The organism is Novosphingobium sp. G106, assembly GCF_019075875.1.
Lineage (GTDB): Bacteria > Pseudomonadota > Alphaproteobacteria > Sphingomonadales > Sphingomonadaceae > Novosphingobium.
The window spans coordinates 2,345,928-2,358,835 of record NZ_JAHOOZ010000001.1 but is presented as its reverse complement, the minus strand read 5'-3'; the positions used below and the strand labels follow the sequence as shown (position 1 = coordinate 2,358,835).

10 protein-coding genes are annotated in these 12,908 nt (G+C 64.3%); 7 read left to right on the top strand and 3 right to left on the bottom strand.

Annotation, left to right across the window (positions count from 1 at the left end; genetic code table 11):
* The first annotated feature begins 4 nt into the window (after positions 1-4).
* The gene (locus KRR38_RS11245; protein ID WP_217401470.1) at positions 5-1,603 is read left to right on the top strand and encodes an NAD(P)/FAD-dependent oxidoreductase; all 1,599 of its coding nucleotides are present in this window, start codon (positions 5-7) and stop codon (positions 1,601-1,603) included.
* Positions 1,604-1,625: 22 nt separating this feature from the next.
* On the opposite strand, the gene KRR38_RS11240 is transcribed toward KRR38_RS11245, so the two are convergent.
* A complete protein-coding gene (locus KRR38_RS11240) occupies positions 1,626-2,432 on the bottom strand; it encodes a carboxymuconolactone decarboxylase family protein (protein ID WP_217401468.1) in 807 nt (268 codons plus the stop codon).
* A gap of 231 nt (positions 2,433-2,663) precedes the next feature.
* Here KRR38_RS11240 and KRR38_RS11235 point away from each other — a divergent pair, with 231 nt between their 5' ends.
* Together KRR38_RS11235 and KRR38_RS11230 are read left to right on the top strand one after the other, a co-directional pair.
* On the top strand, positions 2,664-3,845 hold the full coding sequence (locus KRR38_RS11235) for a cytochrome P450 (protein WP_217401466.1): 1,182 nt from the start codon (positions 2,664-2,666) through the stop codon (positions 3,843-3,845).
* Positions 3,842-4,543, top strand: a complete 702-nt coding sequence (locus KRR38_RS11230; RefSeq protein ID WP_217401464.1) for an alpha/beta fold hydrolase — start codon at positions 3,842-3,844, stop codon at positions 4,541-4,543. Before KRR38_RS11235 ends, KRR38_RS11230 begins: the two co-directional genes overlap by 4 nt.
* Positions 4,544-4,559: 16 nt before the next feature.
* Here KRR38_RS11230 and KRR38_RS11225 read toward each other — a convergent pair whose 3' ends face one another.
* Positions 4,560-6,998, bottom strand: a complete 2,439-nt coding sequence (locus KRR38_RS11225; RefSeq protein ID WP_217401461.1) for a CaiB/BaiF CoA-transferase family protein — start codon at positions 6,996-6,998, stop codon at positions 4,560-4,562.
* Positions 6,999-7,173: 175 nt separating this feature from the next.
* A complete protein-coding gene (locus tag KRR38_RS11220; RefSeq protein WP_217401459.1) occupies positions 7,174-8,094 on the bottom strand; it encodes a LysR family transcriptional regulator in 921 nt (306 codons plus the stop codon).
* 212 nt (positions 8,095-8,306) lie between these two features.
* Here KRR38_RS11220 and KRR38_RS11215 point away from each other — a divergent pair, with 212 nt between their 5' ends.
* The 4 genes from KRR38_RS11215 to KRR38_RS11200 all read left to right on the top strand — a co-directional run bounded on the left by KRR38_RS11215 (position 8,307) and on the right by KRR38_RS11200 (position 12,893).
* Positions 8,307-9,191 (top strand): TauD/TfdA family dioxygenase, encoded by an 885-nt coding sequence (locus KRR38_RS11215; protein ID WP_217401457.1) that lies wholly within the window; start codon positions 8,307-8,309, stop codon positions 9,189-9,191.
* Positions 9,192-9,234: 43 nt separating this feature from the next.
* On the top strand, positions 9,235-10,074 hold the full coding sequence (locus KRR38_RS11210) for a hypothetical protein (RefSeq protein ID WP_217401455.1): 840 nt from the start codon (positions 9,235-9,237) through the stop codon (positions 10,072-10,074).
* Between the two features lie 108 nt (positions 10,075-10,182).
* On the top strand, positions 10,183-11,928 hold the full coding sequence (locus KRR38_RS11205; protein ID WP_217401453.1) for an amidohydrolase family protein: 1,746 nt from the start codon (positions 10,183-10,185) through the stop codon (positions 11,926-11,928).
* 11 nt (positions 11,929-11,939) lie between these two features.
* Positions 11,940-12,893, top strand: a complete 954-nt coding sequence (locus tag KRR38_RS11200; protein ID WP_217401451.1) for a phytanoyl-CoA dioxygenase family protein — start codon at positions 11,940-11,942, stop codon at positions 12,891-12,893.
* Positions 12,894-12,908: the final 15 nt, after the last annotated feature.

Below are 12,908 nucleotides of genomic sequence, written 5' to 3'. Positions count from 1 at the left end.
AGCCATGGCCATCTACGATGCGGTTGTCGTCGGCGCCGGCTTTTCCGGGCTCTACCTGATCAAACGACTGCGTGACGCGGGCTTTTCGGTCTGCGTGGTCGAAGCGGCGCCGAGCGTAGGCGGCACCTGGTACTGGAACGCCTATCCCGGCGCGCGCTGCGACGTCGAAAGCTTCGACTATTGCTATTCCTTCTCGCGCGAACTCGAAGAGGAATGGGACTGGTCCGAACGCTATCCCTCGCAGCCAGAACTGCTGCGCTATCTCAACTATGTCGCCGACCGGTTCGACCTGCGTCGGGAAATCCGTTTCGAGACGCGGGTTACCGCTGCGGCCTTCGATGAGGCGCGCAATCTTTGGGACGTCAGCCTTGACAGCGGCGAGCGGATCGAAGGGCGCTTCTTCATCCTTGCGGGCGGTGCGATCTCGGTGCCGAAGCCGCCCGAGATCGACGGGATCGAGAGCTTCCGCGGTGCCTGCTACCATACCGGCAACTGGCCGCAGGAAGGCGTCGACTTCTCCGGCCAGCGCGTTGCGGTGATCGGCACCGGCTCGTCAGGGGTGCAGACCTCGACCGCGATCGTCGATGCAGTGTCTCAGTTGACGGTCTTCCAGCGCACCCCGAACTACACCGCGCCGATGATCAACTATGCGCTCGACGCCGCGGCAATGAACGAATTTCGCCGGACTTCGCCCGCGCGTCACGAGAAATCGCGCCATTCGCGTCAGGGCATCCCCTACGACTTGCCCACCCAATCGGCCTTATCGGTCAGCGCCGAGGAACGCGCCGAGACCTTCCGCAACGCCTGGGAGAACAGCCACCTTTTCGCGTTGCGCCTGACCTATTCGGACATCCTCACCGACGAGGCGGCCAACGAGGCGGTCTCCGAATTCGTCCGCGGCAAGATCCGAGAGATCGTCAACGATCCGGCGGTGGCCGAGAAGCTAACCCCGCGCAGCTATCCTTTCGCGACCAAAAGACCCTGCCTTGGCCGCGGCTATTACGAGATGTTCAACCGCGATCATGTCCGCCTGGTCGATCTGCGCGAGACGCCGATCCAGCGCATGACGCCGGCGGGGATCGAGACCAGCGAGGGCGAGCTCGCCTTCGACGCAGTAATCTTCGCGACCGGCTTCGACGCGCTCACCGGTGCCGCCGCGCGGATCGACATCACCGGCCGCGGCGGCGTCACGCTGCGCGAGAAATGGGCAGACGGGCCGGAAACCTATCTCGGTCTTGCCTCGACCGGCTTTCCCAACCTGTTCTTCGTGACAGGTCCAGGTAGTCCCGGTCCGCTCAGCGCCATGGTCAAGTCAATCGAACAGCATGTCGACTGGATCGCGGATTGCATGATCTATCTCAGGGACCGGGAGATAGCTTCCATCGAGGCCGATCGCATCTATGAGCGCGAGTGGGTGGAACATGTCCAGAGCGTAGCTTTGGGCACGCTCTATCCGCGGGCAGATTCGTGGTATCTGGGCGCCAACGTTCCCGGCAAGCCGCGGAAGTTCATGCCTTACCTTGGTGGCGTAGGGTTTTATCGTAGCACGTGCGATAAGATCACTAAGGCTGGCTACGAGGGATTTGAACTGTCGAGGGCTTGAGCGCGCGTCGCCTGCCAGCGTTTCAGCCGCGCCCGTCCTTGACGCTCATAGTGAAGGACCCACCCTTCTCGATCCGGTCCGCCATCTGCAAGACCAGTGCCTGCATCGTCGATCCGCGCGTGTGACCGCCGTGAACGGCGAACTGCTCGACGAATTCGAGCATCTCCTCCTTGGTGAAGTCGCCGCTCGCCATGGCCGAATAGGTATGGGACAGCACGGCGCTCGGCGCTTGGGAATCGGCGGCGGCGACCAGCGTTACCAGCCTGCGGCTGCGTTGGTCGAGCCCCGGCCGGGCCCACAGTTCGCCGAAGCAGTAGTTCATCACGCCGGCCTCGTAGAACGCGCTGATGTGTCCCGGACCGGCAGTGGTCATCACTTTGCGGAAGCTTTCGTCGTTTTCGGCCTGACGCGTTTCAGTCGTCCAGCTCTCGCCGCGGAGCGGCTCAAGGTCGGGCTCTTCCTCGCCCAGGTCGGCCACGATGCGCGTGATCGCGTCATCGAGCCGCGCGGCCTGCGAAAAGCCGGCATAGCCTGACAGGTGCAGGGCGATCTCGCGCAGTTCCGAGACATTCAATTCTCCGGTTGCGAGCGCACCCCGCACATAGGCGTCGAGGATGCGGTCGGGTCCCGGCGCGACGGCCGCTCCGCAGATCGCGATGATGAAGCGCGAACGCCTGTCGAGGCCTGGCCGCGTCCAGACCTCGGCGTAGACGAAGTCGCGCCAGGCCGCTTCGACCGGTGTACGCGGCTCGGCCGGGACGGGGCCCTGCAATGCCGCTGCGGTCCGAGCGCCGGTGTCAGCCCGGTCTTGAGGGCTGAACTTGCTCATTTCGGCCTCCTCTCTTTGCAAATGCGTTCGTGTGATCCCGCCGCTTCCGTGTCCAATGCATTCTTGCAGGGTTCGACATGAGTTCAGGGAATAGGAGGCTTTCACGATCCGAAATGGTCAGACGCAATCCTCATGACGGCGCATCTTAAAATGCATTGGACGTAAGCCGGCCGGGATCGGAAACTGACGGTCATAGGCGCGAAGCCAAGGCTATCGCATGGGAGGGGATAGATGGCCGAGGAGATGGCTCTCCAACATTTCGATCCCGAGCAGCCCCACGCGATGTGGCGCAGCTTGCGCGCGACCCGTCCCGTGTCGCCGATCGACCGCCCGAACGAAAGTGGCCGACAGACCTATCTGGTGACCACGCGTGCGGGAGCCAAACAGGTCCTGCTCGATCCCGAAACCTTCTCGTCGTCGATAAATGGCGAGCATACCGGCCGTTTCATGGGCCCCATGATCCTGGCGATGGATGGCGAGCGTCATTGCTCGCGGCGCCTGCTCATTTCCCACGCGTTCCGAACGTCACAGATTGCGCGGTGGGAGCGGGAGCTGATCCGGCCGATCATTACCGAGCTCTGCGCGGAGATTGCCGCGGCCGGCCGTGCCGAACTGATCGAAGAGGTGATTAGCCGTTTCCCGGTTCAGGTTATTTGCGGCATGTGCGCGATACCGGCCGTGGACAGCCCCCGCTTTCTGCAATGGGCCAAGGACATCCACCGCGGCATGCTGGACGAGGCCACGGGCCGGGCTGCCGCAGGACAGATGCGGGCCTATCTGGAACCTTTGGTCGAGCAGCGCCGCGCCGCGCCGGGCGACGACCTGATCAGCGACATCGTCCACTCCACGATCGACGGCGAACGGCTCGACGACGAGGAAATCTATGGTTTTCTGCGTTTGCTTCTGCCGGCCGGGTCCGAAAGCACCTTCCGCGCGACCAGCACCGCGCTGCTTGCCATCCTGTCCACGCCGGGCCTTGTCGACCGGGTCAGGAGCGACCGAACCCTACTTGCCGCCGTGATCGAAGAAACGCTGCGGTGGGACGTGTCCAACTCAATGGTCAGTCGCGTTGCCACACGCGATGCAATGGTTGAAGGATGCCCCGTTTCCGCCGGTTCGGCGTTGCTCGTCGTGACGAACTCCGCCAACCGGGATGAAGGTGAACATTCCGATCCCGAGATATTCGACGTCGATCGAACTGACAGGCGTCACATCGCCTTCGGACTTGGCCCACACCAATGTCTGGGACAGCCGCTCGCGCGAATGGAAATGCATGTCGGGCTGGACGTGATCCTCTCGGAGCTGGGCAATCTCCGCCTCAATCCCGCCTATCCCGTGCCCGTCGTGACGGGCGCTTCGTTTCGCAGTCCGCAAGCACTGCACGTCCTCTTTGAGGAAAGGGTAAGTAATTGAGCAAACGCACCTATGTTCTCATTCACGGCTGCTTCAAGGGCGGCTGGATCTGGAAACCGGTAGCCGACCGTTTGAACGCGGCCGGACACACGGTCTATCATCCGTCGCTCGACGGCTGCGGTGAGCGCAGCGGTTCGCTGCGGCCCGGAATTACTATCGGTAGTCAGGCTCGCGAATTGGCGGAGTTCCTGCGCATGGAGGATCTGCGGGACGTGCACCTCGTGGCCACCAGCAACGGCGGGAATGTGGCAATTACCATGGCTTCGCTGATGCGTGACCGCATCGCGCACATCACCTTCGTCGACGCGGTCGTGCTGTTTCCGGGCGAACGCCTGAAATACGCCTGGCCGAACGATCCGCACAAGGACGAGCCCTATGAGTCGTCCGACGGGCTCGGGGTGGAGATCCGGCAACAGCCGGACGGCGACTACGGTGTCTCGCCGCAGGTCCAGGCCTGGGAGCGCGAGCGCCAGACCCGCCAGCCCTACGACACCATGAACGGGATCATGGAAGACTGCGGCTTCTGGCAGCACGAGTGGCCCGCGACGACAATCTGCTGCAGCCGCAGTCCCAATCCGGGCGAGCCGCATCAGCGCCGCGCGGCCGAACGCCTCCGGTCAGATTGGCGCGAACTCGATACCGGGCATCTGCCGTTTCTCAGTACGCCTGACGAACTGACCGCGATGCTGCTGGAGTGAGGCGCAAGCGCACCACCTACGCCGTCTCGCGGGCGACTGTCTTGGCGAGGCCGACGACGCGGTCTTGCGCCAGGCGGTCGATCGCGGCGTCATCGTAGCCGAGCCGGCGCAGGACGAGCCGCGTATGATGGCCGGGGCCTTCGTAGGGCTTGCCTGCCTCGCAAGGCGTGTCCGAGAAATTCACCACCGGCGCATGACGCCAGTAGCGGCCGCCGGGTGCCTTGTCGGCGAATTCGGGGCTCTGCGTCATGACCATGAAGCTCATCGCCGCGGATTGCGGGTCGGAATGCAGGAAGCGGACGTGCGAGGCCTTGTCGGCGCGGACGCAGCCGATGTCCTGCGGCTGCAGCAGGGCTTCCCATTCGTCCGCGGTGCGCGTGCGGAAGATCGGGTCCAATTCCGCTTCCAGCGCCGCGCTGTTGGCGATGCGCGACTTCCAGCTTGCGAAGCGCTCGTCGGCCGCCAGATCGTCGCGGCCCAGCGCTGTGACCAGCGCGCGGAACTCGCCGTCGAACTGCGCCGCGATAAAGATCCAGCCGTCCGCGGTGTTGTAGAGGCGATAGGTCGCCTCCAGGCCCAACTGGTGCTTGCCCGGCACGCGGCGCGGCGGCTTGCCGGCATAGTTGAAGGCATCGTCCGAGTTGCAGTAGACGTTGGACGTCATCATCGACGTCTCGATATACTGGCCCTTGCCGGTCAGCACCTTTGCCGCGAGGCCGAGCATGATGCCCGTGCCTACGCCGCTGCCGGCGATTGGATCGGGCGACTGGTCGCCCTTGGGCGTGTTGCCTTCGCCCGACTGGAATACCGAGTTGCCGGAAAAGGCACCCATCGTCGGGTTGAAGGCGGCGCGGAAGCGGTCGGGGCCGATCGAACCATAGGAGCCGGCGTAGACATAGACGATGTCGGGCTTGATCGCCCTGAGGGTCTCGTAGTCGATCTTGAGCCGGTCGGGCACGCCGGGGCGGTAGTTATGCATGACGACGTCGGCGCGCTTCACCAGTTCGTAGAAGATCTTCAGCCCTTCCTCGCTCTTGAGATTGAGGCCGATGTTCTCCTTGCCCTGGAAGGCGCGGACCATGTTCTCGTTGGTCGGCATGCGGCGATAGGGATCGCCTGACAGCGGCTCGACCTTGATCACCGTCGCGCCGAGATCCGCCAGCAGCGCGCCCGAAAACGGCGCGGCCAGCCAGCTCGCGCATTCGAGAATGGTAATGCCTTCGAGCGGCCGTGCCGGGTTGCCCCCGCGCGGCACGATCTGCGGGGCAGGGCGGAGGGTCTCGGCGAAGACCTCTGCGGTATGCTCGCCCGGCCGCGGTGCCGGCCGTGCGATCCGCGCCGGCGTCTCGCTCATCTTGGCGAAGGCGCCCAGCTGCTCCATCCGCCCGACGCGCGGATCGTCGACTTCGACGACATGGCCGTTGGCCCGGAACTGCTCGTGTTGCAGCGCGTCCTGCGTGGTCTGCATGATCTCGCCGGCGCAATCGGGGTTCTGCCGGTAGATTTCGCGCCATTCGAGCGCGGTCTTTTCCTTGAAACGCTCGACGATCAGGAGGTTGAGCGCGATCCGGTCGTCGTGGTTGGGCAGGTTCGGCGCAGTCTTGAAGCGATCGTCTTCGCGGATCCACGAAAAGCCGATGGCATCGATCCAGGCGTCGAACAGGTCCTGCTGGATATGCGAATGCATGATCCAGCGGCCGTCCTTGGTCTCGAGGCAGATCTGGCTGGGGTTCGCGGTGTGAGGATCGGATTCGTGCCGGTCGGCGGTCAGGATACCGCGGGCGACATCCTCCTTCGACAGTTCGCCCGGATAGAGGTCCGCGGGAATTTCCTGCCCGTCGAACAGGCGCCAGTTGTTGTTCGGCGCAGACGCGCCCGAGAGCAGCGAGCCTTCGAGCTTCTGGCCGCGGCCTGTTTCCGCGCGCACCCGCAGCGCGGCCACGATCGCCTGCAGCGTGAACATGGCGGTGTGGTAGGAGATGTCGTTGACCGCGCGGAACGTCGGCCGGTTGCGCTGCCAGCCGACCTGGTCGCGCATGCGGCCGGACTTGGCGTTGACGATCCCATCGTAAGGCTGGAAGTCGCGGTAGGGGCCGGTCTGGCCGAACGGCGCGAGCGAATGGTAGATCAGCGCCGGGTTGGACCTGCGCAGACTATCGTAGCCGAGACCGAGCCGCGCCGCTTCGCCGGGACGCAGGCTTTCGATGAACATATCGGCGCCTTCGAGCAATTGCCGCACCTGTTGCCGGCCGGCATCGCTGTCCCAATCGGGCGCGACGCTCTTCTTGCCGCGCTGCCAGAGCAGATAGGCCGGATGCTCCCACATCGGATCGCCGCCCGGGGGCTCGAGCCGGACGACCTCGGCGCCATAGTCGGCCAGGATCATGGTGACGAGCCCGCCGGCCATGCCCTGGGTCAGGTCGATCACACGGATACCTGCGAAAATCTCTGACACGTTGTGCTCTCCCGATCTGCCGAAGCGCCGATCCATTCCTCCGGTTCATTGACCGGTCAGGAAGTGTGTCGGCAGGAGCGGGGTCGTGTCCAATGCATTTTGAGGGCGCTTCAAATGAGTTTGGGGAATGATTGGCGGCAAAGCGGGGGAGGGGGTTGGAGCGAAGACGGGACGGTCAATTTCCGATCGGTTTCGAGCCAAATATCTCTTCGCTGAGCATCACCAGATTATCCAAGACTTTGCGTGCAGTCAGCGAAAGCGTCCGCTTCTTCAGGTAGTATGCGGTCATTTGCGCAAATGGCTCTTCAGGAAGCCAGGAAATGGGAATGGCCGCCAGAGTGCCATTGGCTATGCCCTCGTGCGCCGAGATCGGAGACGTCAGCCAGACCGCGTCGCTTCCCGAGGTGATCTTCATCAGAACATCGTAGTCCTCAATCGTGAGCGACGGCGCTTTCTGCAGGCCTTCCAGCACCGATCCGTGGTCGTCGTCATCGCTGAGTTCGAGCGAGCGCGTTCGCAGGAGCGGATAACGCTCAAGGTCTGCCGGCATGAGATTCCGCGAGCGGGTTAGCGGATGATCGGCACGGACCACGATAGCCAGCGGGAATTGGGCCAGTGGGACGCTGACGAACAGTGGGCTGGAAGAGATCTCGCGCCCCGTGCACACGCAGATATGGAGGCTTTCGTCGAGCAACATCGGCAGCAGCTTCTTGGGCGTGCCGATCGTGACGGTGGCCCGAAATCCGGGATTGTCGATTGTATCGATCATGAGCGGTGCCAGAAGCGTCCGCGCGGCCAAGGGGGCCATGCCCAGCGCGACGTTGCCGCCATCGCCCCGCGCGGCATGGCTGATCATATCGAGCAGTTCCGCTTCCTTGCCGAGCAACAGCTGCGCGTGACGAATGAACTCCCGGCCGGTTGCGGTGATCGCCACGACGTTGCGGTTCCGGTCGAACAGCCGGAGCTGGCATTCTTCCTCCAACGACTGGATGCTGCGGGAAAGCGCCGACTGCGTGAGATTCAACGCATCGGCGGCCTTGGTGAAATTGAGATGCCGGGCGAGCGCGACGGCGTGCCGCAGTTTGCGAAGATCCATATTACCTGTCCTCATCACGGATCTTCACAAAATGCATTGGACGCAAAGGCGGGACAAGCCGAAACTCGCATCAAAGAGGCCCCTGAGGTCCTCGATAGGGAGAGGATGCTTTTGGCGCGAAGATATCGCATCGTCGACGCGCCGCCTGCCTTGGGCCGCCCATCCGGCATGACCATCGAGACCGAAGCTCCAGCAGAAGGAAAACGCCTGTTATGAATGCCGCAACCGACATTTCCGTCCATCGGATCACGGGCAACATCGGCGCTGCCATCGGCGGGATCGACCTTCGCGAGACCTTGCCGGCGGAGACCGTTGGCGCGTTACGGCAGCTGTTGCTCGATCATGGCGTGATCTTCTTTCGCGGACAGGACATCGACGCTGACCAGTACTGGCGCTTCATGGAATGCTTCGGAGTGCCGCTGAAGGAAGAGTCGACGGGCACCGAAAATGACACCGCCAAGGACGTCATGATCGGCGACATGAGCAAGTCGCGCCACGGCACCGCCGTCTGGCATTCGGACACCACCTCCTTGGCGAAGCCGCCGATCGCCACCGCGCTGCGCGCGGTCGAGGTTCCCCCTTTCGGCGGCGACACCTGCTGGTCGAGCATGTATGCTGCCTGGGACGCACTGAGTGAGCCGATGCAGCGCATGCTCGACGGTCTCACCGCCGTGCATTCGGTGGATCCCACCGTCGAGCGCATGCGCGAATTGGGTGGCGCCTTCGAGCAGTCCTATACCGCGCGCAATGCCCGCCAGCAGGTGCATCCGGTCGTGCTCGTCCACCCGGAAAGCGGGCGCAAGGCACTCTATGTCAACGAATCCTTCGTCACCCGGATCGTCGAGCTCGATCGGCTCGAGAGCCGCGCCGTGCTTGATTTCCTGTTCCGCCACGTCGAACGGCCGGATTTCGCCCTGCGTTGGCACTGGACCGTGGGCGATCTCGCTTTCTGGGATAACCGCGGCGTCCAGCACTACGCGGTGCCCGACTATACCGCCACGCGGCGCATGCAGCGGATCGTGCTGGCAGGCGTGAAGCCCGGCGAGGAATCGGTTCTCCGCCCGCGCGCCGGCAAGCTCGAACAGAGCCCGGCCTGAGCGCCGAGAAGAGCAGAACCGCAGCAAGGGCAGAGGATAGATCATGAACCACCCCGTCCGCTCGATGGTCCCGGCCAAGCATTTCCAGGTCGAAGAGATTGCGCCCGGGGTCTCCTTCCGCCGGCTCTATCCGGGCGGCATGCTCGGCCCCGACGAGATCGTCCGCAACGACATTCCCGGCGGCCAGACCTGGAGCGAAATCGTCATGCTCGGCACCGAGCACGACGATTTCATCATGGGGCTGCCGGACATCCGCCTGCCGCCCAACCAGATCTGGCCGATGCATTGGCACGATTGCTGGACCGTGGTCGTGGTCCTGGAAGGGGGCTGCCTGATCGGCGACTGGTACATGGAAACCGGCGACGTATTCGTCGCGGCGCCATCGATCGAATACGGCCCGCTGGTGATCGGCGCCAAGGGCTGCCGCATGCTCGAGATCTTCGGCGATCTGGCATTGTCTCCGGGCGGCTACGGCCCCGAATATCGCGACCACCCGACACTGACCGGCAATCATGTTTTCAAGCCGCGCGAAGGCATCAACAAGCGCAACGAGGGCCATTCGAGCCTCACGCTCGAAGGCACCGAGGGCATGTGGAAGACGCGCCTAGCGCCGGGCTGGAGCTGGGATCTCGGGGAAGCGGGCGATCCCAACCGGGCCGTGATCCGGGACACCCGGCTGGCGGCCGGAGAGACGATCGCCGCGCGTAGCCGCGGCGACTGGTATGCGGCGCTCGTGCTGGATGGCTCGGTCGAAGTCGCCGGCAGGACCTTCGTTCGCGATGATGTGCTCGTTGTCGAGCGCGGCAGCAGCATTCCAGACGTAACCGCAGGCTCGACCGGGGTGCATCTCCTCGAGCACTTCCGCACCGCGCGGGCGCTCTGAGAGGGCCCCGCACGGAGAATCGAAAGTGCCTAAGGGGCTGCGCTTCGAGCGTTGATGCGCTCGCCACGCGAACGCCTGGAAGCCCAGGGCGAAGTTGAGAGGAAGACAATGGACTATGACCTCAAGATCGTCGACGCGACGATCGTCGATGGCAGCGGCGCCCCCCGTTTCAACGGCGAGATCGGCGTCAAGGACGGCAGGATCGTTGCCGTGGGGACGGCGACGGGCGATGCGCGCGAGGTCATCGATGCCAAAGGCGCGGTCGTTTCGCCCGGTTTCATCGACTGCCACACCCATTACGACGCGCAGGTTTTCTGGGATCCCTCGATCAGCCCGTCGGTGTACCACGGCGTGACCACCGTCCTTTCGGGCAACTGCGGTTTTACCCTCGCACCGCTGTCGGGGCGCAAGGAGGATACCGACTACCTGCTGGCCATGCTGGCACAGGTCGAGGGGATGCCGCTCAAGTCGCTCGAAACCGCAATCACCCCGACGTGGAACAGCTTCGGCGAATACCTCGACCGGATCGACGACGGCCTGGCCGTAAACATGGCGTTCCTGGTGGGGCACAGCGCGCTGCGCCGCCACGTCATGGGCAGCCGGGCGATCGGGCACGAGGCCACGCCCGAGGAGATCGAGGCGATGGCGGCCTTGCTGCGCAAGTCGTTGAGCGAAGGGGGCGCCGGCTTTTCGACAACCAAGAGCTATTCGCACAGCGACCACAACGGCGATCCGGTGCCCTCGCGCTGGGCGAGCAACGAGGAGATCCTGGCGCTGGCCGCCGTGGTCAAGGAATTCCCCGGCACCTGGCTCGAACTGCTGCCGCCGCTGCACGATCCGCAGAGCTCCTACGAACTGTCGACGGCGATGTCGCTGGCCGGCGGGCGCGCAGTCAACTGGAACGTGTTCATCGTCAATGCGCAGCAGCCCGAGCGCCTCGAGAGCCAGTTGCGCATGGGCACCTACGCCGCCGAGCGTGGGGCCCGAGTCTATGGCCTGATCCAGGCCGTCGCGATGAAGAACGTGATCAATTTCCGCACCGGCATACAGTTGGAACTGATCGAGGGCTGGACCCCGTTCATCCACCTGCCGCACGATTGGAAGCTGGCGGTGATGCGCGATCCGGTCTCACGCCGCAAGCTCGAGGAAGCGAAGGACGCGTCCTTCCGCCGTTCGGGCCTGCCGCAGGATTTCGGCGTTTTCGTGATCGAGTTCGTCGGTTCCGAGCGCAACGCGCGCTGGGTCGGCAAGAGCGTGGCCGACTATGCCGCAGTGGTGGGCAAGACGGCGTTCGACGCCCTGTTCGATCTCGCCATCGAGGAAGATCTGCAACTGTCCTTCTCGGGCCCGGCGATGGGTGACGACGAGGCTGCCTGGAAGCTCCGCGGCGAGATCTGGCAGAACGAGCATTGCCTGATCGGCGCGTCGGATGCCGGCGCGCATCTCGATGCGATCAATACCTTCGCGGTCGGCACGCAACTGCTCGGCGAAGGCGTGCGCGACCGCGGCATCCTGTCGCTGGAAGAAGGCGTGCGGCGGATCACCAGCCATCTCGCCGATGCCTTCGGGCTGACGGGCCGCGGCCGTATCGCATCGGGAGCGGCGGCCGACCTGGTGGTGTTCGATCCCGACACGATCGCCTGCGGTTCCATCGGAATGCGCAACGACCTGCCCGGCGGCGAGACCCGGCTCTATGCCGACGCGGTCGGCATTCACCACGTCATCGTCAACGGCGTTCCCGTCGCGGCAGGCAACACACCCACGGGCCGGACCGGCGGACGCATCCTGCGCAGCGGCACGGACACCTACACGGTGCCGCTCGGGTCCGAACATTTTCAAATAGAATCAGCTTGATGGAGATGGCCATGATCGAAGTTGCCGAATTCAAGGACAGCACGCCGCTTCTCGGCGACGACGAGGCCCTGCGCCAGCGCTGGGACGACGACGGCTGCCTCTATTTCCGCGGCATCATGGATCCAAAGCTGATGGCCTGGGGCGAAGGGCTCTACCGCGAGGAACTGGCCAAGGAAGGCCTGATCGATCTTGCCAACCCCGCTCCGGTGCTCATCGCCGAGCCGACCGACACCTGGCGTCCCTGCGACCGGATCGGCACGCAGTTCTGGAAGGAAGTGGTCAAGGAGCCCAAGCTGGTCGCCATCCTGCGCACGCTGTTCCAGGCCGAGCCAACCTGGCTGCCGATCGCCGCGCACCGTTCGGGTTATCCGTCGGGTCCGCTCAAGGAAGGCGAATACATCTTCGCCGGCCAGCACCAGGATGCCTTCTACAACGAGGGCATGAATTCAACGATCTGCTGGATGCCCGTGCGCGACGTCGCCGACATGAGCAGCGGTACTTTCGCGGTGGCGCCGGGCACGCACAAGCGCGGTGTCATGCACGATCCCAGCCTTGAGAGGAACAAGATCCCCGACGGCGCGATCTCGCCCGACGAATGGCGCTCGGCCGCCTACCGCGTCGGCGATGTCGTGATCTTCCGCGACGACACGGCGCATGCGGCGCTGCCCAACCTGTCGAACGAGATCCGTATGTCGATGGACATCCGGGTCGGCTCGTCGAAGGCGCCGCAGCCCGTCACGGGGACCGTCGAGGCGGTGGACGGCACGGCGGTGACGATCCGGACCGACGACGATGACGCACTGGTCACGGTCTATGTCGACGACGATACCTATATCCGCGACATGAACCCGCAGCCGCGCGTGCCCACCCACGAGGTCGAGCGCATCGCCTATCCCGGCGCGCGCGTGCTGGCCATGGCCGGCGAGGATCGCATGGCCAAGGTCCTGCGCCGCAACCGCTACTGACGTTCCGATCCCCGG

What these genes read in the sequence shown, in the direction of transcription:
- KRR38_RS11235 (WP_217401466.1), top strand. Translation starts at nt 2,664, where the DNA reads ATGGCCGAGGAGATGGCTCTCCAACATTTCGATCCCGAGCAGCCCCAC.
- KRR38_RS11220 (WP_217401459.1), bottom strand. Translation starts at nt 8,094, where the DNA reads ATGGATCTTCGCAAACTGCGGCACGCCGTCGCGCTCGCCCGGCATCTC.
- KRR38_RS11240 (WP_217401468.1), bottom strand. Translation starts at nt 2,432, where the DNA reads ATGAGCAAGTTCAGCCCTCAAGACCGGGCTGACACCGGCGCTCGGACC.
- KRR38_RS11245 (WP_217401470.1), top strand. Translation starts at nt 5, where the DNA reads ATGGCCATCTACGATGCGGTTGTCGTCGGCGCCGGCTTTTCCGGGCTC.
- KRR38_RS11200 (WP_217401451.1), top strand. Translation starts at nt 11,940, where the DNA reads ATGATCGAAGTTGCCGAATTCAAGGACAGCACGCCGCTTCTCGGCGAC.
- KRR38_RS11210 (WP_217401455.1), top strand. Translation starts at nt 9,235, where the DNA reads ATGAACCACCCCGTCCGCTCGATGGTCCCGGCCAAGCATTTCCAGGTC.
- KRR38_RS11205 (WP_217401453.1), top strand. Translation starts at nt 10,183, where the DNA reads ATGGACTATGACCTCAAGATCGTCGACGCGACGATCGTCGATGGCAGC.
- KRR38_RS11215 (WP_217401457.1), top strand. Translation starts at nt 8,307, where the DNA reads ATGAATGCCGCAACCGACATTTCCGTCCATCGGATCACGGGCAACATC.